The 19985-nt window shown below is 56.9% G+C and carries 18 protein-coding genes; 5 read left to right on the forward strand and 13 right to left on the reverse strand.

What is annotated here, in order from left to right; all coding sequences use genetic code 11:
• Nucleotides 1–52: 52 nt before the first annotated feature.
• The 5 genes from mglB to ACVLVH_RS07370 form a co-directional block, all read right to left on the reverse strand.
• Nucleotides 53–1048, reverse strand: a complete 996-nt coding sequence (gene mglB / locus ACVLVH_RS07350) for a galactose/glucose ABC transporter substrate-binding protein MglB (RefSeq protein WP_101763715.1) — start codon at nt 1046–1048, stop codon at nt 53–55.
• Between the two features lie 303 nt (nt 1049–1351).
• Complete coding sequence (galS, locus tag ACVLVH_RS07355; protein WP_110866612.1) at nt 1352–2392, reverse strand: HTH-type transcriptional regulator GalS; 1041 nt, start codon at nt 2390–2392, stop codon at nt 1352–1354.
• Between the two features lie 142 nt (nt 2393–2534).
• Nucleotides 2535–3695 (reverse strand): DUF418 domain-containing protein YeiB, encoded by a 1161-nt coding sequence (gene yeiB, locus ACVLVH_RS07360; RefSeq protein ID WP_110866611.1) that lies wholly within the window; start codon nt 3693–3695, stop codon nt 2535–2537.
• Nucleotides 3696–3748: 53 nt separating this feature from the next.
• Nucleotides 3749–4414, reverse strand: a complete 666-nt coding sequence (gene folE, locus ACVLVH_RS07365; protein ID WP_498949116.1) for a GTP cyclohydrolase I FolE — start codon at nt 4412–4414, stop codon at nt 3749–3751.
• Between the two features lie 117 nt (nt 4415–4531).
• Complete coding sequence (locus ACVLVH_RS07370) at nt 4532–5659, reverse strand: YbfB/YjiJ family MFS transporter (protein ID WP_498949117.1); 1128 nt, start codon at nt 5657–5659, stop codon at nt 4532–4534.
• A gap of 99 nt (nt 5660–5758) precedes the next feature.
• Here ACVLVH_RS07370 and ptrR point away from each other — a divergent pair, with 99 nt between their 5' ends.
• From ptrR to fghA, 3 genes are all read left to right on the forward strand, one after another.
• Nucleotides 5759–6670 carry a putrescine utilization regulator PtrR gene (ptrR, locus tag ACVLVH_RS07375; RefSeq protein ID WP_498949118.1) on the forward strand — a complete coding sequence of 304 codons (912 nt, stop codon included), beginning with the start codon at nt 5759–5761 and terminating at the stop codon, nt 6668–6670.
• A gap of 67 nt (nt 6671–6737) precedes the next feature.
• Nucleotides 6738–7862, forward strand: a complete 1125-nt coding sequence (locus ACVLVH_RS07380) for an S-(hydroxymethyl)glutathione dehydrogenase/class III alcohol dehydrogenase (RefSeq protein WP_064739274.1) — start codon at nt 6738–6740, stop codon at nt 7860–7862.
• Nucleotides 7863–7874: 12 nt separating this feature from the next.
• On the forward strand, nt 7875–8717 hold the full coding sequence (gene fghA, locus ACVLVH_RS07385) for an S-formylglutathione hydrolase (RefSeq protein ID WP_137386162.1): 843 nt from the start codon (nt 7875–7877) through the stop codon (nt 8715–8717).
• A 167-nt stretch (nt 8718–8884) separates the two neighbouring features.
• On the opposite strand, the gene ACVLVH_RS07390 is transcribed toward fghA, so the two are convergent.
• From ACVLVH_RS07390 to yieE, 4 genes are all read right to left on the reverse strand, one after another.
• The gene (locus ACVLVH_RS07390; protein WP_110866609.1) at nt 8885–9670 is read right to left on the reverse strand and encodes an ABC transporter ATP-binding protein; all 786 of its coding nucleotides are present in this window, start codon (nt 9668–9670) and stop codon (nt 8885–8887) included.
• Nucleotides 9670–10749 (reverse strand): FecCD family ABC transporter permease, encoded by a 1080-nt coding sequence (locus tag ACVLVH_RS07395; protein ID WP_101763708.1) that lies wholly within the window; start codon nt 10747–10749, stop codon nt 9670–9672. Before ACVLVH_RS07395 ends, ACVLVH_RS07390 begins: the two co-directional genes overlap by 1 nt.
• A gap of 169 nt (nt 10750–10918) precedes the next feature.
• Entirely contained in the window at nt 10919–12385 is a 1467-nt protein-coding gene (locus ACVLVH_RS07400; RefSeq protein ID WP_498949121.1) for an amino acid permease, read from the reverse strand.
• 136 nt (nt 12386–12521) lie between these two features.
• On the reverse strand, nt 12522–13388 hold the full coding sequence (gene yieE / locus ACVLVH_RS07405) for a DNA-binding transcriptional regulator YeiE (protein ID WP_498949123.1): 867 nt from the start codon (nt 13386–13388) through the stop codon (nt 12522–12524).
• A 139-nt stretch (nt 13389–13527) separates the two neighbouring features.
• On the opposite strand from yieE, the gene ACVLVH_RS07410 reads away from it, so the two are divergent.
• Together ACVLVH_RS07410 and nfo are read left to right on the forward strand one after the other, a co-directional pair.
• Nucleotides 13528–14571, forward strand: coding sequence for a YeiH family putative sulfate export transporter (locus ACVLVH_RS07410; RefSeq protein WP_498949125.1), 1044 nt, complete (start codon nt 13528–13530; stop codon nt 14569–14571).
• 57 nt (nt 14572–14628) lie between these two features.
• Nucleotides 14629–15474 carry a deoxyribonuclease IV gene (gene nfo, locus ACVLVH_RS07415; RefSeq protein ID WP_101763704.1) on the forward strand — a complete coding sequence of 282 codons (846 nt, stop codon included), beginning with the start codon at nt 14629–14631 and terminating at the stop codon, nt 15472–15474.
• A gap of 55 nt (nt 15475–15529) precedes the next feature.
• Here nfo and fruA read toward each other — a convergent pair whose 3' ends face one another.
• The 4 genes from fruA to ACVLVH_RS07435 form a co-directional block, all read right to left on the reverse strand.
• A complete protein-coding gene (gene fruA / locus ACVLVH_RS07420) occupies nt 15530–17227 on the reverse strand; it encodes a PTS fructose transporter subunit IIBC (RefSeq protein WP_498949127.1) in 1698 nt (565 codons plus the stop codon).
• A gap of 16 nt (nt 17228–17243) precedes the next feature.
• Nucleotides 17244–18182: a 1-phosphofructokinase gene (gene fruK / locus ACVLVH_RS07425; RefSeq protein WP_101763702.1), complete on the reverse strand. Its 939-nt coding sequence runs from the start codon at nt 18180–18182 to the stop codon at nt 17244–17246.
• The gene (gene fruB / locus ACVLVH_RS07430; protein WP_498949129.1) at nt 18179–19309 is read right to left on the reverse strand and encodes a fused PTS fructose transporter subunit IIA/HPr protein; all 1131 of its coding nucleotides are present in this window, start codon (nt 19307–19309) and stop codon (nt 18179–18181) included. Before fruB ends, fruK begins: the two co-directional genes overlap by 4 nt.
• Nucleotides 19310–19587: 278 nt before the next feature.
• Nucleotides 19588–19842, reverse strand: a complete 255-nt coding sequence (locus ACVLVH_RS07435; RefSeq protein ID WP_008105007.1) for a YkgJ family cysteine cluster protein — start codon at nt 19840–19842, stop codon at nt 19588–19590.
• Nucleotides 19843–19985 lie beyond the last annotated feature (143 nt).

Consider the following 19985-nt stretch of genomic DNA (forward strand, 5'->3'; position numbering starts at 1 on the left):
AAGCGTTGGTCAGATGCAATAAGGCGCGGCGAAATGCCGCGCCCAGGATGAATTACTTCACAAACTGCGACAGATTTTCTTTATCTACTGGTACGTAAGGAACACGTACGATTTTGTTGTCCATTTTGAAGTTAGTGCCTGCAGTTGGCTCTTTGCCATTGGCCAGATTGTTAGCAATATCCAGCGTCGCTTTCGCCTGGTTTTCCGCATCGTTCAACACGGTACCGGCCAGCGCGCCTGATTTCACCAGCGCCAGCGCTTCTGGCAGTGCATCGACACCAAACACCGGAATGCTGGTTTTGTTGTGCGCTTTCAGCGCTTCAACCGCACCCATCGCCATCGCATCGTTATTAGCGATGATCACTTCAATCTTGTTGGCGTTCGGGCCAGAGAGCCAGGCGTCAACTTTGTCTTTTGCCTGTGCGGTATCCCACATCGCGGTATCCATCGCCAGCTGCTGTGTTTTCAAGCCGTCTTTGTTCAGGGTATCGATCACGTATTTAGTACGCGCTTCGGCATCCGGATGGCCCGGCTCGCCTTTCAGCAGCACGAACTGGATGGTACCGTCTTTGTTCAGATCCCAGGCTGGCGTGGCTTTCCAGTGCTTCTCAATCAGCTGACCCTGGATGATGCCTGACTCTTTAGAGTCGGTACCGACGTAATACGCTTTCGGGTAGCTGGCCAGCACTTTGGCGTTAGGTTCTTTGTTGAAGAACACCACCGGCACATCGTTGCCACGCGCTTTATCAATCACCACTGCCGCAGCAGCCGGATCCACCAGGTTGATGGCCAGCGCTTTCACGCCTTTCGCCATCAGCACGTCAATCTGGTCGTTCTGTTTAGACTGGTCGTTTTGGGAGTCATTCATCAACAGCTGAATGCCGCCCAATGATTTTGCTTCTTTCTCAATGTCCTTACGCACCATCGACATGAAGTTGTCGTCGTATTTGTAGATGGTCACGCCAATGCGGGTATCGGCGGCGTGCGCAGTTGCACCAAACATCATGCTGGCAACCAGTGCTGTGAGCGTGAAAACCTTCTTATTCATGGTATCTCCGGTTTTTTATGTAGGGCATTTCATTGCGCTATTTGCCTGCGGGCAAACAGCGCCGTCGGTTGTAAACCTGATAATGGGCGGACGCGTAACGCAAAGCCGGGCCACCATCGCAATCCTGACTTCCCTGTAGGTAAACGCTTCCTGAAGAGTGTTGTGAACTATTTCAATCGGCTACTGAAACCGGCTGGGAGAAGGAATTCCCAGCGTTACATGATGTTTCAGTCCGGTAAGACGCTGCCATCATAGTGAGCGGCATGTTAATTAACTGTGAATGCAATCACAGATTGGAAACGGTTACACTGAGCTATCGCCTGAATTAGTGACCGACTCCACAATTTGCCGCTGGGCGACAGAATGGCGACGCACCAGCGTTGGCATAAAGCAGTGTACAGCCAGCTGATCCAGCTCACCTGCGGCACCTTTGAGCGCTAATTCCGTGGCGAGTTTCGCCATAGAAACAATAGGATAACGGACCGTGGTTAACTGCGGATCGGTGTAGCGGGAGATGGGAATATCATCAAAGCCAATGACAGAGAAATGCTGCGGAACCTGGATGCCGTTGTCCTTTAAAGCGGTCAATGCACCCGCCGCCATGCCGTCATTGTAGGAAAACACCGCGGTTAAATGTAAGTTACGACCCAGCAACTCCACCATCGCTGCTTCGCCGCCTTGCATATCAGGTTCAGCATGCGCAATCCATGACTCCTGCGGGCGGATTCCCTGTTCTGACAAGGCCTGCAGCCAGCCTTCACGTCGTTGCGTTACATCCTCAATCGGGTGGCTGGAACTAAGAAAGCCGATGCGTTGATGTCCCTGTTGTAACAACATGCGCGTGGCTACCTGAGCGCCGGTAACGTTATCCAGGCAGACGCAGCGGTGTTCATAACCGGGAATTGTACGGTTAATCAATACCATACCGGGAACCTGATCCATAAACTGCGTCAGTTCGGCGTCTGAAAGCGTTTTCGCGTGCACCACCAATGCGTTACATCGTTGACGTATCAGCACCTCAATTGCGTGACGTTCTTTCTCTTCCTGATGCCAGGAGTTGCTGATTAACACGTGTTTATGCACGCGCTGCGCCACGGTATCAACCGCTTTGACCAGCGCGCCAAAGAAGGGATCGGAAACATCCATCACCACCACGCCAATGGTGTCACTGATTTGCGTAGCCAGCGCCTGCGCGTTGGCGTTCGGGCGATAGCCTAACGCATCAACGGCAGCCAGCACGGCTTCCCGGGTATCGGCGGTGACTGCACTGCTGTTGTTGAGCACACGCGACACGGTGGCTACTGACACACCGGCCTGACGGGCGACATCACGAATCGTTATCATGCAGCTGTTCCACAGAGGCTGAAAATGCGCGACAAGCGCGTAACGGCGCTATTCTGTCAGGACATGTGAAACGACTACGTGAATCACATCACAGCAATGAAAACGGTTACATACAATTCTGCAACCTTTGTGATGAACATCATTATCTGAGCGAGGAGGAAGGATCAGCTTTTCCCGCGGCAAGACGTGTCAGTTTGCGCCAGATCCACTCCATTGGGCCTTGCGGGAAGACGCGCAGCCACAGCACGGAAAACAGGATATTAACCAGCCAGATAGCCGGTACAAAGGCCAGCAGCTGCAGTCGATCGAACCTGAGGAACAGATCAAAGCGGTAGAACAGCGTGGTGCAAATCAGCGTCTGTAACAGGTAATTGCTCAAGGCCATGCGGCCAACGCATTGAATGGCGTAGCTGACGCGCATTGACGCAATTTGCGGCCAGAATCCCAGGCAAAGCGCGGCATAACCGAGGCTGATAAACGGACTGGCGAGATCGCGCGGTACCTGCAGGAAAAAGCCGGTCCAGCGGAATTCCCAGCCAATCATCCACTGCGCGGCGATGCCGGGAATGGCGATCAGCCAGCCGATAGTCAGCAGCAGCGCCGCCGAACGGCGATAGTGCTGCACGCTAAATTGCCCGCTGAGCCAGCCGCTGCGCATCAATGCCGCACCAATCAGCATCAAACCCGCCAGTTGCCATCCATATTGTGATGCCAGCGCCATCAGGCCTGATGACAGATGATCCAGCCGGTTCTGCACCGCTTCCCAACCGCCGAGCAGTTTCCAGTAGCTTTCATACTGCAGGTCCGCCGCACCCGGCAGCCAGGATCGCGTGGGATTGGGGCTGGAGACCGCGCCGAAAATCAGCAGCACGCCGCAGCCGACCAGATAGAGTAATGCGCCGGTTTGTAACAACGCGCGGTCGGAAGGCACATCACGCAGCATGCGCCAGATAATCAGCCCAATCAGGCCATAATCCAGCAGGATGTCGCCTTCCCAGAAAAAGATGCCGTGAATAAATCCGAGCAGCACTAGCAGCGTCAGACGCGCCGACATCCAGCGGCTACCGCGCGGCGCCTGCATATAAAGGCCGGCACCAAACAGCAAGGCAAACAGCGTGAGGAATTTCAGCTGCGCCAGGCCATCCATGATCGCCCACGTCCAGGCATCAGACGTAGCAGCCTCGCCGCGCCACGCCGGATTGAGATAGGCGGCCGATGGCAACGCAAAGCCGACAATGTTCAGCAGCAAGATGCCGAGAATGGCGCAACCACGAATGAAATCCAGCGCGAGATAGCGTTGCATCGAGTGCCCTGACGGAGAGAGGAAATCGGGCAACAGGCTGTTGCCCAAACAGATTAGCTGTGACGAACCGCGCGCAAAAACTCCTGACGCGTGTTCTGGCTGGATTTGAACAAGCCACCCAGTGAAGTGGTGGTGGTGGCGCTGGTAGCATCTTTTACGCCACGCGCTTTCACGCAGTAATGCACCGCATCAATTGACACCGCAACGTTATTGGTGCCAAGCAGCGTTTGCAGCGCCACCAGCACTTGCTGCGTCAGGCGCTCTTGCACCTGCGGACGCTGGGCAAAGAACTGCACAATACGGTTGATTTTCGACAGGCCAATCACTTTTTCTTTCGGGATATAGGCCACGGTGGCTTTGCCATCGATAATCACAAAGTGGTGTTCGCAAGTGCTGGTCAACGTGATATCACGCACCGTTACCATCTCATCCACTTTCATCTTGTTTTCGATGACGGTGATTTTCGGGAAGTTGGCGTAATCCAGACCTGAGAAAATCTCCTCCACATACATCTTAGCGATGCGGTGCGGCGTTTCCATCAGGCTGTCATCTTCCAGATCCAGGTTCAGCAGCTGCATGATTTGCGTCATGTGACCGGCAATTTCGCGTTTGCGCGCGGCGTCATCCATTTCACGCACCGGGGCACGTAACGGTGTTTCCAGACCACGCGCCAACAGCGCTTCGTGAACCAGGGCGGCTTCCTGACTTAAGGTGCTCATTTACTCTTCTCCGACAGGTGATGCGCCCGCGGGTTTTCGCCCACGGGGGAAATTCTGAGCGCGTATTGTGAAATACTCCGCGCCCTTAATCCAGTAATCATTCTGATAAGCTTTTCATCACGTACGGCGACGTAAAACCAGCATTCCCGCAAGGATTAAGCTGGCGCCCGCTACCCATAGCGCGGGTTCCAGCTGATGCCATAGCATGCTGGAAATCCACGACAGCAGCGGACCGCCCAACTGCCCGACCGCATAACCGGTGGTGAGCAAACCGGCAAGATAGCGCGCATGCTGCGGTGCCAGCTCGCGCCCATATTGCAGCGTCAGCTGCACCACACACAGGAAGCCGCCGCCGATCAGCGCTGCGCCCAGCATCAGGCCATTCAAGCCTGGCAGTACAATCGCGGCGATGACGCCCAGCGCCTGCGCCCACAGCACTATGGCCAGCCGCAGATGGCTGCTGCCCCAGTGACGCGTCAGAATACCTAACACAATGCCGATCACTGCCGCGCCACCAAACACCGGCCAGACAAACTGGGCAAACGCGCTGTCAGGAAAACGCGCCGCCGCCATTTGCGACAGAAAAGTGGCGGGCAGAATGTAGCCAAAGCCGGCGAGGCTGTAACTCAGCACCAGGCGCTTGAGATTGCCATTCAACACCAGCGGCGATGCAGCTTGATCGGGGCGATGTAACTGGCCGGTGCGCGGCAGGAATCGCGCAATCGCGGCAATCAACAACAGCGCCAGCAAACCGTAAGCCGCCCACGCAAAGGCCGCGCTGACCCCGCTGGCGTGCAGCGCCACCGCCAGCATGCCGCTGATAAAGATGCCGGTGCCGGGTCCGGCAAACACCGCCGCCAGCAAGCCGGGACGTCCGTGATGATGTAGCTGGTCGCTGGCCCAGGCCGCCAGCAACACCATCGCCCAGCCGCTGGCCCAGCCAATCAGGAAACGAATCAGGCCATGTAACCACGGACCGCTGACGCAGGCCGAGAGCAGCGTTAAAATCACTGCGCCCCACACGCCCGCCTTTAAACGCCACTCGACGCGGTTGCGCGCACGCATCGCATCAAACGAGCCAAACAGATAACCGAGATAGTTGAGTGCCGCCACCAGACTGGCGCTGGTGAGCGTCAGTTGATGGCCCTGAATCATCAGCGGAACCTGCGGCGTGAAAGCAAATCGCCCAATCCCCATCGCAACCACTAAACTTAAGAACGCGCTAAGCGCGACACGAAACGCCATACCGACCTCAGAATGTTTTATAACTTGTCACTAGCATGCATGACGTTTAAACTCACGAAAAGTGAATAATACTAACCAAGTTGCTTACGAGAAGAGAATATGGATTTAGTACAGCTCCGCATGTTTTGCTCCGTCGCCGATTCCGGTTCGCTGGCGCGTGCCGCCGAGCAACTCCATCGCGTACCTTCCAATCTCACCACGCGTCTGCGCCAGCTGGAAGATGAAATTGGCGTTGATCTGTTTATTCGTGAGAAGCAACGCATTCGCCTGTCGCCAATGGGCCACAATTTTCTTAACTATGCGCAGCGCATCCTGGCATTGAGCGATGAAGCGCTGAACATGGCGCGCGCCGGTGAGCCGGGCGGCAATTTCGCGCTCGGTTCGATGGAGAGCACCGCCGCGACGCGCCTCCCTGCCCTCCTTGCGGCCTATCACCAGCGTTTTCCCGCCGTGGAACTGTCACTGATCACCAATACTTCCGGTGAAATCATCGACAAAGTGCGGGAAGGCACGCTGGCCGCTGCGCTGGTGGATGGCCCTGTGGCGCACGACGATCTCAACGGCTGCATTGCCTTTAATGAGCAGATGGTGCTGATCACCAGCCCGGAACATGCGCCGATTGCCAGCGCGCGCGATGTGCAAGGCGACACGCTGTTTGCTTTCCGCAACAGCTGTTCCTATCGCACCAAGCTGGAAGCCTGGTATCGCGAAAGCCAGACCGCGCCGAGCAGCGTAATGGAGATACAGTCTTACCACGCGATGGTGGCGTGTGTGGCCGGCGGCGCGGGCGTGGCGATGATTCCCGCCTCGGTGCTGGCGCAAATGCCAGCCCGCGCCCGCGTGCAGGAGCATGCGTTACCGCCAGCTTACCGCGATACCGCCACCTGGCTGATGTGGCGGCGCGATGCGTTTACACCCAATGTGGAAGCACTGAAATATTTGATTATTGAACTGTTTGACGATCGCCCGGTTAACGACGAGTTACGGCATCCGCTGCACGTTGCCGAGTGAGTTTCTGTTTTATCGACATCACGACCATCGGGGCCACTTACCCCGCATCTACAGGAAGAGGGATTGCATGAACATGATTAAAACCCGCGCCGCCGTTGCCTGGGCAGCTGGCGAACCGCTGAAAATCGAAGAAGTGGATCTGATGCCACCGCAAAAAGGTGAAGTGCTGGTGCGCATCGTGGCCACCGGCGTGTGCCACACCGATGCTTACACCTTGTCGGGACAAGATCCGGAAGGCGTATTCCCGGCGATCCTCGGCCACGAAGGCGGCGGCGTGGTGGAAGCGGTGGGCGAAGGCGTGACCAGCGTGGCCGTCGGCGACCACGTGATCCCGCTTTACACCCCAGAGTGCGGCAAGTGTAAGTTCTGTCTCTCGGGCAAAACCAACCTGTGTCAGGCGATTCGCGCCACCCAGGGCAAAGGTTTGATGCCAGACGGCACCACCCGCTTCTTCAAAGACGGCAAGCCGATTTTCCACTACATGGGCACCTCAACCTTCTCTGAATACACCGTGGTACCGGAAATCTCGCTGGCGGTGATCAGCAAAGAAGCGCCTCTGGAAGAAGTGTGCCTGCTGGGCTGCGGCGTCACCACCGGCATGGGCGCGGTGATGAACACGGCCAAAGTAAAAGAAGGCGACACCGTGGCGATCTTCGGCCTCGGCGGCATTGGTTTGTCGGCGATTATCGGCGCGAAGATGGCGAAAGCCGGTCGCATCATCGGTATCGATCTCAACACCAGTAAATTCGATCTGGCGCGCAAACTGGGTGCCACCGATCTGATCAACCCAAAAGATCACGATAAGCCGATTCAGGATGTGATCGTTGAACTGACCGACGGCGGCGTCGATTTCTCCTTCGAGTGCATCGGTAACGTTAACGTGATGCGTTCGGCGCTGGAGTGCTGCCACAAAGGTTGGGGCGAATCAGTGATTATCGGCGTGGCTGGCGCGGGCCAGGAGATTTCTACCCGTCCATTCCAGCTGGTGACCGGTCGCGTATGGCGTGGTTCCGCTTTTGGTGGCGTTAAAGGCCGTTCACAGTTGCCGGGCATCGTGCAGGATTACCTCGACGGTAAATTCGCCCTGAACGATTTCATCACCCACAACCTGCCGCTGGAAGAGATTAACGACGCCTTTGATCTGATGCATGAAGGGAAATCCATCCGTACGGTGGTGCATTTTACTAAGTAATCAGGAGACGTTATGGCTTCCACTTTGGAGCTGTTAGAAGAGCATCGCATTTTTGGTGGCTGGCAGCAGCGCTGGCGTCATCAGTCGGCCGTGCTGAACTGTCCGATGACCTTCAGCATTTTTCTGCCGCCGCCGCAGAGTGACGCACCGCCGCCGGTAGTGTGGTTTCTCGCCGGATTGACCTGCAGCGATGAGAACTTCACCACCAAAGCCGGCGCCCAGCGCGTGGCTGCGCAGCTGGGTTTGGTGCTGATTATGCCAGACACCAGCCCGCGCGGTGACGAGGTGGCGAACGACAGCGGTTACGATCTCGGCCAGGGCGCAGGTTTCTACCTCAACGCCACGCAGCAGCCGTGGGCGGCGAACTTCCGCATGTTCGATTACCTCAGCGCGGAGCTGCCGGAGTTGGTGGCGGATAACTTTAAGCTGAGCGATCGTCAGTCGGTGATGGGTCATTCAATGGGCGGTCACGGTGCGCTGGTGTTGGCATTGCGTCTTGGCGGACGTTTTGCGTCTGCTTCTGCCTTCGCGCCAATCGTCAATCCTACCGAAGTGCCTTGGGGGCAGAAGGCCTTTGCCGCATACCTGGGTGAAGATCGTCAGACGTGGCGTGAATGGGATAGTTGCCTGTTGATGCGTGACGTGGAACAGCGCTTGCCGATTCTGATTGATCAAGGGGATAGCGATCAGTTCCTCGCCGATCAGCTGCGTCCAGAGCGACTGGAAGCGGTGGCGCGTGAGCAAGGTTTCCCGCTGGAGCTACGCATTCAGCCAGGTTATGACCATAGCTACTTCTTTATCGCCAGCTTCGTGGAAGATCATCTGCGTTTCCACGCGAAGCATTTGTTGGTGTGATGGTGCTGGCTGGCCTCTGGGTATGTGCTGGCTGTCCCCCTCCTCGGTCCTCCCCCATAAATGGGGGAGGAAGATGCTGCCACATGTCAGTGATGAAGCTGCATGTGGCAGCGTCTCCTTCCCCCGCTAGCGGGGGAAGGCCGGGATGGGGGACAGCGTGCACCTAACTACACCAACGTCTCCGCCAGCCCGTCGATCATCACCTGCGGCATGCCGCGAGAGCAGTGCTCGATACGGCCGCGCACGCCATACACCTGCGCCAGCGTCTCAGGCGTAATCACCTGCGACGGCTCGCCGTCCGCCAGCAGATTGCCATCCTTAAGCATCAACGCGTGATCCGCATGACGCAGCGCGATGTTGATATCGTGCACCACCACCACCGTCACAATATTGCGCAACCGGGTTTCACGACGCACCAGATCCATCACGTGGAACTGGTAGTTAAGATCCAGCGCGCTGAGCGGTTCATCCAGCAGCAACAGTTCCGGACGGCGAATCAGCGATTGCGCCAGACCCACCAACTGCTTCTGCCCGCCCGAAAGCTGATCGAGATAGCGCATGGCTAAATGCGCGATGCCGAGCTGCTCGAGTAGATGCATGATCTCCGCTTCGCTCGAGGCGCTGTGCAAGCCACCCGACGCACGCTGCGCCACGATAATCGACTCCAGCACGTGCAGATGCACGCCCGCCGGCAAACTTTGCGGCAGATAAACCACACGCTGCGCCCGGCGCGCAAACGGCTGGCTCATCAGCTCTTCACCGTTCAGCCACAGCTCGCCCTGCCCTTTGCCCAAACCAGCCAGCGCGCGCAACAGCGTCGATTTGCCGCAGCCGTTGGGGCCAAGCAACACGGTGATTTTGCCCTGCGGCAGCTCCGGCACGTTGAGATCGTCAATCACCTTGCGCTTCGGATAACCGGCGGAGAAATGCTTAAGACGTAATCCCTGCTCCATTACACCGTCCCCCGATGACGCAGAATAATGCTGAGGAAGAACGGCACGCCGACCAGCGACGTCACAATTCCCACCGGAATGATCACGCCGGGAATCAGGTTTTTCGACGCCACCGAAGCCAGCGACAGCACCAGCGCACCGACCAGCGCGCTGGCTGGCAGGTAATAGCGGTGATCTTCACCAAACATCATGCGCGCAATGTGCGGCGCGACCAGACCGATGAAACCAATTGGGCCGACAAACGCCACCGCCAGCGCAGAGAGAATACTGATGCGCAGCAGCGTTGCCAGGCGCAGACGGCGCACGTCGATACCAAAACTCACCGCGCGATCTTCGCCGAGGCGCAGCGCGGTCAGCTTCCAGCTACTGAGCATCGAGAACGGAATCAGGATGGCAAAGGCGGCGGTTAATACGCCGAGCTTTTCCCACGAGGCGCGCGCGAGGCTGCCCATGGTCCAGAACACCAGGCCCTGCAAAGTATCTTCGCTGGCGATGAACTGCATCATTGAGACTAATGCGTTGAAGGTGAACACCAGCGCGATACCAAACAGCACCACGCCAGAGGTCGAAACTTTGGTCCAGCGCGTCACGCCATCCAGCATCAAGGCGGCAAATAGCGCAAACACAAACGCGTTGGCGGAGATAAACCACTGATCCGGCACGCCAGGAATGCCGATACCAAGAACGATGGCCAGCGCCGCACCAAAGGCCGCCGCCGACGAAACGCCGAGCGTAAACGGGCTGGCAAGCGGGTTATTCAGGATGGTTTGCATCTCTGCACCGGCAAGGCCGAGCGAGAAGCCCACCACCACCGCCATCAAGGCGTACGGTAAACGAATATCCCAGACAATCACGCGGGTGCCCGCATCGACCGCATCGGGATGCGTCAGCGTTTGCCATAAGGTGTCGAGGGAGAGCCCAGCCGGGCCGAGGGTGAAATCAAGAATCACTGACGCTAATATCGCCAGCGCCAGCACGCCAATTAACATCAATCGCTGGCGCAGTACCTGACGATAACGCGTCATGGTGTCGGTTTCGAGGCCGTTTTCCGCCAGCAGCGTGGCGTCGGTGGTACGCATTGTTCTACCCGTTTCTTGTCGAAATCATAACGGCAGCCACAATAGTGCAGGTGATAATAATTATCAATTCAATCTGAGTAACAAAATCCAAAACAATGCGCAATAAATTGCGCCGCTACTACACGTGCACCTTATTCGTAGCGGCGCGATTTATCGCGCAAGGGTATGACTACTCTTTAAACGTCGGGAATTCCATCTCGCTGTATTTCACGAAGCGCGAACCGCGTGTCAGCTTGTAACCCAACCAAATAATCAGGAACAGCGGCAGACCAATATAGGTTGCGGCCACGCCATACCAATCAATGCGGTCAGCAAGGAACGCCTGATAGTTCTGACCCAGTGTGATGATCAAACACAGAATAAAGGCGAAAATCGGTCCCAGCGGGAAGAAGCCCGAACGGTACGGCAAATCGGCCAGGTTGTGACCCTGAGCGATATAACCGCGACGGAAACGGTAATGGCTAATGGCGATACCCAACCAGGCGATGAAACCGGTCATGCCTGAGGTGTTCAGTAGCCACAGGTAAACTTCCTGGTTACCAAATTTCGAGCTCAGGAAGCACAATCCCGCCACCACAGTGGTAGCAATCAGCGCGTTACGCGGCACGCCACCTTTCGACAGCTTGCCGAAAATGCGTGGCGCTTTACCTTCGCGTGCCAGGTTGAACAGCATACGCGTTGAGGCGTACATGCCGGAGTTACCCGCTGACAGTACCGCCGTCAGAATCACCGCGTTCATTACCGCTGCCGCCGAGAGCAGACCGGCATTCTGGAACACCAGCGTGAACGGGCTGATGGCGATATCGGTGACATCGTTATGCAGCAGCTTCGGATCGGTGTACGGCAGAATCAGGCTAATGATTAGAATAGCGAAGATATAGAACAGCAGAATTCGCCAGAATACCTGACGCACCGCGCGCGGAATGTTCTTCGCCGGATCCTCAGATTCACCGGCCGCGATACCGATCAGCTCGGTGCCCTGGAAGGAGAAGCCAACGATCATCGCCACGCCTATCATCGCGGCAAAACCACCGGCGAACGGCGCTTCGCCCACGGTCCAGTTATGCCAGCCGGCGTTTTCTGCGCCGCGCAGGATGCCGGTGATCATCAACACGCCAACCACAATAAAGATGATGACGGTGGTCACTTTGATCAGCGAGAACCAATATTCCGCTTCGCCGAAGCCTTTGACTGAGATGTAGTTGAGCAGGAACATCAGGCCAAGGAACAGTGCGCTCCAGATCCAGCCGGGCGTGTCCGGGAACCAGTAGTTCATGACGAGCTGCGAGGCGACGAGGTCAACGGCGATGGTCACCGCCCAGTTGTACCAATAGTTCCAGCCCAGCGCGAAACCGAAGCCTTCTTCAACATATTTTGAACCGTAGGTGGAGAAGGAGCCAGAAACCGGCATAAAGGCCGCGAGTTCGCCGAGGCTGGTCATCAGGAAGTAAACCATCAGGCCGATGAGCGCATAGGAGAGCAGCGCGCCGCCGGGTCCGGCCTGAGAAATGGTGGCACCCGAGGCGACAAACAGGCCGGTACCGATGGAACCACCAATGGCGATCATGGTGAGATGACGCGCTTTTAATTCACGGCGCAATCCAGGTTGTTGTGTTGTTTTTGAGTCATTATGCATGTGTAAACGCTATGCTGGATAAAAATGAGGCGAGATTGTAGCAGCTAGCCCCAAGCTGTATAGCATTCACGTCGGGTTATTAGTTACCTTCATGATCGGCCGGGAATTATTAGCCGCAGCGTGCTCAGCGCTGTGATTATTCACGGCAATACGACAGGAAACGGCTCAAAGCTTTGGACACATGCTTCTGTCGATGATGGATGCGATACAGCGTGCGCGTCAGGCGCGGCAATGGGATCGCGACTTCCACCAGCGTGCCGGCTTCCAGCTGATCCTCAATCACCCGCCGCGACAAACAGCTGATGCCCATGCCGTGACGCACCGCGTGTTTAATCGCCTCTGAATTGCCTAACTCCATGCCGAGCTGAAACTGTGGCAGATGCGACAGCAGCAGATAATCAACGATCTCGCGCGTGCCTGAACCGCGCTCGCGTAGAATCCACGGCGCGGCGGCGAGCGCTTCCAGCGTAATCGGCTGCTGCAGGATGGCGGCATCCGGCGCGGCAAACACCACCAGCTCATCTTCCAGCCACGGCTCGCTGATAATATCCAGCTCGTGGCACGGACCTTCGATCAAACCGATATCGACGCGGAAATCCGCCACCGCATTAATCGCATCCTGACTGTTACCGACGCTCAGCTCCAGCGGCAACGCGGGGAAATCGCGGCGATAGGCGGCGATCATGCCCGGCAGCAGGTAATTACCAATGGTGCTGCTGGCGAACAGGCGAATCGCCCCGTTATCTTCCTTAAACAGCTGTTCGATTTCGCCCGCCTGCTCCATCAAACCCACGGCACGCGGATAGAGTAAACGGCCATGCTCATTCACCACCAGCCGCTTACCGACGCGGTCAAACAGCTGCACACCGAGTTGGTTTTCCAAATCTGCTAACGCGGCGCTCACCGCCGACTGCGACAGCGCCAGCACCTGCGAGGCCTGCGTCGTCGAGCCGCTCTTCAGCACTTCGGTAAACACTTCAATCTGGCGCAACGTGATGTGCATGCGGTTCTCTTTATATTACTTATTCTGGTTAATTATAAATATATTATCAATTTTACTTTTATACCAGCGCAGCGCAGGCTTGAGGCAGAGATTGAATGTTAGAAGGTCGCCAGGAATGGTACCCCTACAGGAGAAAAGTATGGCTGAGTTAAGCGTGAATAAAACCCCGTTTCATCTACATCACTGGCTACCGGGTTTGCTGTTGACCGTGGCGATTGCCGGTACCGCGGCGTGGTTAAGCAATCAGTCTTGGTTGGCCGGGGCCGGATTCGGTGCGCTGACGTTAGCGATTATTTTGGGCATCGTGCTCGGTAACACCCTTTATCCGCAGATGGCCGGCGCCTGTGACAGCGGCGTAATGCTGGCGAAACAGCGCTTGCTGCGCCTCGGCATCATCCTGTATGGCTTTCGTATTACCGTGCAGCAGATTGCTGATGTCGGTCTTAGCGGCGTATTGATTGATGTGATGGTTCTCAGCTCCACTTTCCTGCTGACCTGTTTTATCGGCATTCGTCTGCTGAAGATGGATCGCGAAACCGTGTGGCTGATTGGGGCGGGCAGCAGCATTTGCGGTGCGGCGGCGGTGCTGGCGAGTGAACCTATCGTCAAGGCTGCGCCGTCAAAAGTGGCGGTGGCTGTTGCGACTGTGGTGCTGTTTGGTACCCTCGGTATCGTGCTCTATCCGCTGCTGTGGTCGCTGCTGCCAAACGTCAGCGCGGAACATTTCGGTATCTTCACGGGTTCGACGTTGCATGAAGTAGCGCAGGTCGTTGCGGCAGGACACGCGATGGGTGCCGAGGCCGAAAACACCGCCGTGATTGCCAAAATGCTGCGCGTGATGATGTTAGCGCCCTTCTTGCTGATGCTGGGAAGCTGGCTGAAACGTCAGCCTAGCCACAACGCACAGCAACAAGCGATTCGTTTTCCCTGGTTCGCGCTGCTGTTTATTGTGATGGCGCTGTTTAACTCGCTGCATCTGCTGCCTGCCAATATTGTTGGCACGTTGAATCAGCTGGCCAATCTGCTGCTGGCGATGGCGATGGCCGCGCTGGGTTTGACTACGCGCTTCAGCGCCCTGAAACAGGCCGGTTGTAAACCGTTGCTGCTGGGATTGGTGATGTTTGGCTGGTTAATTCTCGGCGGCGGAGCACTCAATGTGCTGGTGCAACATTTCATGGCGTAACCGCATCCGCTATGATGGGCAGCTTTGCAGCAGCAATCGCCCAATCAGGAGAGCGGCATGAAATATATCGGCGCACATGTCAGTGCATCAGGCGGCGTGGACCAGGCAGTTATCCGTGCCCACGAACTCGAAGCCACAGCCTTTGCGCTGTTCACCAAAAATCAGCGCCAGTGGAAAGCCGCACCGCTGTCAGGAGAAGTGATCGATGCGTTTAAAACCGCCTGCGATCGTTACAACTTCACCTCCGCGCAGATTCTGCCGCACGATAGCTATCTGATTAACCTCGGCCATCCGGTGATGGAAGCGCTGGAGAAATCGCGCGAGGCTTTCCTCGATGAGATGCAGCGTGCCGAGCAGTTGGGTTTGACCTTGCTGAACTTCCACCCGGGCAGCCATCTGAAGCAGATTGAAGAAGAAGCCTGCCTGAAGCGTATCGCCGAATCGATCAACATCGCGCTGGATAAAACCAGCAGCGTGGTGGCGGTGATCGAAAACACCGCCGGTCAGGGTAGCAATCTCGGTTTCCGCTTCGAGCACCTCGCCACCATTATTGAGCACGTGGAAGATAAGTCGCGCGTTGGCGTGTGCATTGATACCTGCCACGCCTTTGCGGGCGGTTACGACCTGCGTACCGAAGAAGCCTGCGCCGAGACCTTCAGCGACTTTGAGCGCATCGTTGGTTTCCAGTATTTGCGCGGTATGCACCTGAATGATGCCAAAAGCACGCTGGGCAGTCGCGTCGACCGCCATCACAGTCTGGGTGAAGGCAATATCGGTAAAACCGCGTTTAGCTGGCTGATGAAAGATAAACGTTTTGACGGCATTCCCATGATTCTGGAAACCATTAATCCGGATATCTGGAAGGATGAGATTGCGTGGTTGAAGTCGGAGCAGCAGGGTTAATTATCTGATTAAACAAAAGGGAGCCGCAGCTCCCTTTTTTTATGTCTGACGAAGATTACGCGGCTTTAACCAGCTCTTCTTCCGGACGTTTCAGGATGGCGTAGCCAAGTCCCGCTACCGCAGTACCAATCACAATCGCCAGCAGATAACCCAATACTGGGGTAATCGCGCCTGGAATCAGCAGGACGAACAGACCACCGTGCGGTGCCATCAGTTTCGCGCCAATCGCCATGGAAATCGCACCGGTTACCGCGCCGCCAATGATACAGCACGGCAGCACACGCATTGGATCACGCGCCGCAAACGGAATCGCACCTTCAGAGATGAAGCACAGACCGAGCACCAGCGCCGCTTTACCCCCTTCCTGCTGACCTTTGTTGAACTTACGACGCGCAACCAGCGTCGCCAGGCCCATCGCCAGCGGTGGTACCATACCGGCTGCCATGATGGCCGCCATCGGTGCGTAGGTTTGTGAACTCAGCAGACCAACACCAAACGCATAAGCCACTTTGTTCACCGGACCACCCATGTCGGTACACATCATGCCACCGAGAATCGCGCCCAGCAGCACCGCGTTCGCGGTACCCATATTGGCCAGCCAGGTTGTCAGGCCAGTCATGATGCCCGCCACCGGCTTACCTACCACGTAAATCATCAGCAAACCGGTAATTAAACTCGCCACCAGCGGAATGATCAGAATCGGTTTCAGCGCTTCCATACTCTGCGGCAGTTTCACTTTGCTGCTGAGCATCTTCGCGGCGTAACCGGCAATGAAACCGGCGATGATACCGCCCAGGAAACCGGCGTTAATGCTGGTGGCGATCATACCGCCAATCAAACCAGGCGTCAGACCCGGACGATCCGCAATCGAGAAGGCAATGAAACCGGCTAACACTGGCACCATCAGCGCGAAGGCGCTGCCACCACCAATCTGCATCAGTGCCGCCGCTAAGGTGCCCGGCTCTTTAAATGCGGTGATACCAAAGGCAAATGACAGCGCGATGCTCAAACCACCGGCAACCACCATCGGCAGCATGTACGAAACGCCAGTCAGCAGGTGACGATAGGCACCGGCTTTCTCTTTACTGTCGCCCTGTGCGCTGGCAGCCTGATTGCCGCTCGGCTGATAGGTTTTCGCTTCGGCCTGCGCTTTATCCAGCTCCTGCGCAGTTTTCTTCAGCGCCAGACTGGTTGAGGTGCGGTACATCGGCTTACCGGCAAATTTCGCCAGATCCACATCGATATCAGCCGCGACGATCACCAGATCGGCCGCCGCCACTTCTTCTGGGGTAATCGCGTTGCCTGCGCCCACAGAACCACGGGTTTCAACTTTCACCCACCAGCCACGCTTGGTCGCTTCGGCCTGAATAGCTTCAGCAGCCATAAAGGTATGCGCCACGCCGGTTGGGCAGGCGGTCACCGCCACGATGCGTTTCTGAGCAGCGCTCTGCGCAGCTACTGGCGCGGCAGCGGTTGCAGCAGCAGGCTGCCAGGTTTTGGCACTCGCTTTGGCTTGATTGATTGCCGCCAGCGGATCGCGCAGCGCTTGCTGCACATCAACCAGCGCCAGCGATTTACCGACCAGCTCTGCGTCGTGCGGCACATTGTGGCCAGCAACCAGCACCAGTTCAGCTTCGGCGGCATTATCGGTCAGCGTCAGGCCAGCTTGTGCCGCCGTCGCGCGTAAACGTTCCAGCGCCAGATGTCCTGACGCCAGTCCCAGTGAAGAATCTTTTATCAGCAGCGTTTTCATTATCGCTCTCCTGCTGTTAGTTAACGGGTTGTAAGTCGACGCGCGCCATCATCGCGGCCAACTGGGTACGATCTTTAACGCCAACGTTGCTTTGGCTAACGGCCATCGCCGCCACTGCCGTCGCCAGACGCAGCGTGTGCTCGCTGGATTCACGCATCAGCAAGCCGTAAATCAGGCCGCCGACCATCGAATCGCCGGCACCGACGGTGCTGACCACTTCGCAGGCAGGCGGTTTGGCGATCCATTCGCCGGAGGCATTCACCCACAGCGCACCTTCCGCACCGAGAGAAATCACTACGTGCGCAATACCTTGCTCACGCAGTTCATGTGCAGCACCGATCACGTCCTGCAGCGCAGGCAGTTTGCGACCAGCCCAAATCTCCAGCTCGCGGCGGTTCGGTTTCACCAGCCACGGCGCGGCTTTCAGACCGGCGACCAGCGCTTCGCGGCTGCTGTCGAAGATGATGCACGGGCACAGCGTGCGCAGATCGCTCATCCATTTAGTGAAGGCTTCTGGCGCCACGCCGGCTGGCAAGCTGCCGCTGACGCACACCATGTCGAACTGGCCGAGCCAGGTGAGAGAATCGGCGGTGAAGCGCTCCCAATCCTGCGCGGTGACCTCAAAGCCAGAGAAATTCAGGTCGGTCACATCGCCGTCTTTTTCGGTCAGCTTAACGTTAATACGCGTACGGCCCTGCACCACCTGAAAACGGTTGGCGATACCGAGTTCGCTGAACAGCTGCTGAAAGCCGTCCTGATTCTCTTTGCCGAGGAAACCGCCGACGGTGACATCGATACCGAGATCCTTCAGCACTTTGGCAACGTTGATGCCTTTACCCGCCGCGTGCAGGCCGGTGGTTTTCACCAGGTTAACTTCGCCGCGCTCAATTTCTGGCGTGTATCCGACCAGATCGTAAGCCGGGTTTAAGGTAATTGTTGCGACACGACGGCTCATGCAACCCCCTCGCCTAAACCAGAATTGATCGCTTCTTCAATTGCGTTCAGCGCCTGCTGTGCATCTTCGCCGCTGGCGGTGAAGCGCAGGCGATGGCCTTTTTTCACACCGAGCGCAACGACTTTCATCAGGCTGCGGCCGTTAGCAGGCTTACCGCTGCCATCGAGATTAGTTACGGTGATGTCACTGTTGAACTGTTTAATGACGGTCACCAGCGCCGTACCCGGACGCGCATGCAGACCGTGTTCGTTGCGGATGGTGAATTCAGCGGTCAGCAGCTCGGCAGCTTCATCGACTTCGCTGGTCAGCAGCGCCAGGATACCGGCGGCATCGGCTTTCAGCAGACGTTCAGCTTTGTTGCTCAGCAGCAGATTGCTGAGATAGCCCAGCACTTCCAGCGGACGCTGATCGTTAGCCGCCACGGTCAGCAGCAGCGCGACGTTTTCGCCCTGATGCTGGAATGGCGCTGCCGCGCGGCTTACGGCCACTGCGCTGCCGAGATTGCCGTTGGCGCTGTCGCTCAGCCAGATGCCCTGACCGAGGCTCAGCGGGGCGCGGGAAATCACGTCAGCAATAAATGACGCGTCCACCGCGCCTGCAGCCTGCAGACGTCCGGCGTTCAGTGCCTGTAACATGATTAAATCGCTGGCCGCCACATCAACGGCAATCAGCGAGGTATCGAATTTGAATTCTGCGGCCTGGTTTTCGCCCATCAGCAGCGCACGCAGATCTTCCGCCGAGGCGGTTTTCAGCTGTTCAGCAATGCTGTCATCACTTAATACGTGAGTGAGCTGGCGCAGCAACGCGAGGTGTTCATCCGATTTAGCGGCAATACCGATCGCCACATACGCCGTTTGCCCTTCGCCCCAATCCACGCCCTGCGGGAACTGATAAACCTGGACACCGGTTTTCAGCACCAGGTCGCGGGTGTCGGTGGTGCCGTGCGGAATGGCGATGCCGTTACCCAGGAAAGTGGTGGTTTGCTGTTCGCGCGCCAGCATGCCGTTAACGTAGCCTTCGGCCACATTGCCTGCAGCGGTTAACGCAGCGGCAACCTGACGAATGGCCTCTTCTTTATTCTGTGCGCTAGCACCGGTATGAATGGTCTGAACTTTGAGCTGGAACATATCTCTCCTCGCTTGCTGTATTGAATCGTTTCAGCTAGATGGTGAAAAAAGCTGCTGTGCATCGCGGACTTAGCCGGAGTGACAACGCTGAAACGTTTCAGGGAATATGGTACAGCCACGTACAGCAGGCAAGAAAATGCGCGATCTGAGTAGCAGATTTTTGACGTTCCGCACACTTCATGTTGGATTTAAGATTTTTACCGGCAGGCAGGCTGATGCTTTTGCTGTACAGACCAACGGCACTAAGCCCAATTCTTCAGCTATGCGTCAGCAGTGCTTCAGGGCGCCGTATCGGCTTCCAGTTTAAGCAGAAATGTCATGGCGCTATCACGGCTGCTGCCGCACATTTCGGCGCTGGGCTGTAAGCCGGCACAGACCGCCGGACGCAGCGGTGAACCAAAGATTTTGCAACGCTGTTGCTCATCAAGCTGCACGCAACGCGTGTTGGCCGGCTTGCCGTGCGGCATGCCAGGAATCGGGGACGAGATTGAGGGGGCTGTGCAACAGGCACCGCACTGGTCACGACAAAACATCATGCGCTCCTGCAGACAATTCGCCGCGACAATAACAGTCCCAGACCGCGAATGCCATGCACCGGCAACAATTTTACATTGGCTGACTTGCCAGTTTTTCGCCGCGCGAGTAACGTGACGCGCATTAACCTCCTGTCAGCGAG

It is taken from the genome of Kluyvera sp. 1366 (assembly GCF_054823405.1).

What these genes read in the sequence shown, in the direction of transcription:
- mglB (WP_101763715.1), bottom strand. Translation starts at nt 1,048, where the DNA reads ATGAATAAGAAGGTTTTCACGCTCACAGCACTGGTTGCCAGCATGATG.
- galS (WP_110866612.1), bottom strand. Translation starts at nt 2,392, where the DNA reads ATGATAACGATTCGTGATGTCGCCCGTCAGGCCGGTGTGTCAGTAGCC.
- yeiB (WP_110866611.1), bottom strand. Translation starts at nt 3,695, where the DNA reads ATGCAACGCTATCTCGCGCTGGATTTCATTCGTGGTTGCGCCATTCTC.
- folE (WP_498949116.1), bottom strand. Translation starts at nt 4,414, where the DNA reads ATGAGCACCTTAAGTCAGGAAGCCGCCCTGGTTCACGAAGCGCTGTTG.
- ACVLVH_RS07370 (WP_498949117.1), bottom strand. Translation starts at nt 5,659, where the DNA reads ATGGCGTTTCGTGTCGCGCTTAGCGCGTTCTTAAGTTTAGTGGTTGCG.
- ptrR (WP_498949118.1), top strand. Translation starts at nt 5,759, where the DNA reads ATGGATTTAGTACAGCTCCGCATGTTTTGCTCCGTCGCCGATTCCGGT.
- ACVLVH_RS07380 (WP_064739274.1), top strand. Translation starts at nt 6,738, where the DNA reads ATGAACATGATTAAAACCCGCGCCGCCGTTGCCTGGGCAGCTGGCGAA.
- fghA (WP_137386162.1), top strand. Translation starts at nt 7,875, where the DNA reads ATGGCTTCCACTTTGGAGCTGTTAGAAGAGCATCGCATTTTTGGTGGC.
- ACVLVH_RS07390 (WP_110866609.1), bottom strand. Translation starts at nt 9,670, where the DNA reads ATGGAGCAGGGATTACGTCTTAAGCATTTCTCCGCCGGTTATCCGAAG.
- ACVLVH_RS07395 (WP_101763708.1), bottom strand. Translation starts at nt 10,749, where the DNA reads ATGCGTACCACCGACGCCACGCTGCTGGCGGAAAACGGCCTCGAAACC.
- ACVLVH_RS07400 (WP_498949121.1), bottom strand. Translation starts at nt 12,385, where the DNA reads ATGCATAATGACTCAAAAACAACACAACAACCTGGATTGCGCCGTGAA.
- yieE (WP_498949123.1), bottom strand. Translation starts at nt 13,388, where the DNA reads ATGCACATCACGTTGCGCCAGATTGAAGTGTTTACCGAAGTGCTGAAG.
- ACVLVH_RS07410 (WP_498949125.1), top strand. Translation starts at nt 13,528, where the DNA reads ATGGCTGAGTTAAGCGTGAATAAAACCCCGTTTCATCTACATCACTGG.
- nfo (WP_101763704.1), top strand. Translation starts at nt 14,629, where the DNA reads ATGAAATATATCGGCGCACATGTCAGTGCATCAGGCGGCGTGGACCAG.
- fruA (WP_498949127.1), bottom strand. Translation starts at nt 17,227, where the DNA reads ATGAAAACGCTGCTGATAAAAGATTCTTCACTGGGACTGGCGTCAGGA.
- fruK (WP_101763702.1), bottom strand. Translation starts at nt 18,182, where the DNA reads ATGAGCCGTCGTGTCGCAACAATTACCTTAAACCCGGCTTACGATCTG.
- fruB (WP_498949129.1), bottom strand. Translation starts at nt 19,309, where the DNA reads ATGTTCCAGCTCAAAGTTCAGACCATTCATACCGGTGCTAGCGCACAG.
- ACVLVH_RS07435 (WP_008105007.1), bottom strand. Translation starts at nt 19,842, where the DNA reads ATGTTTTGTCGTGACCAGTGCGGTGCCTGTTGCACAGCCCCCTCAATC.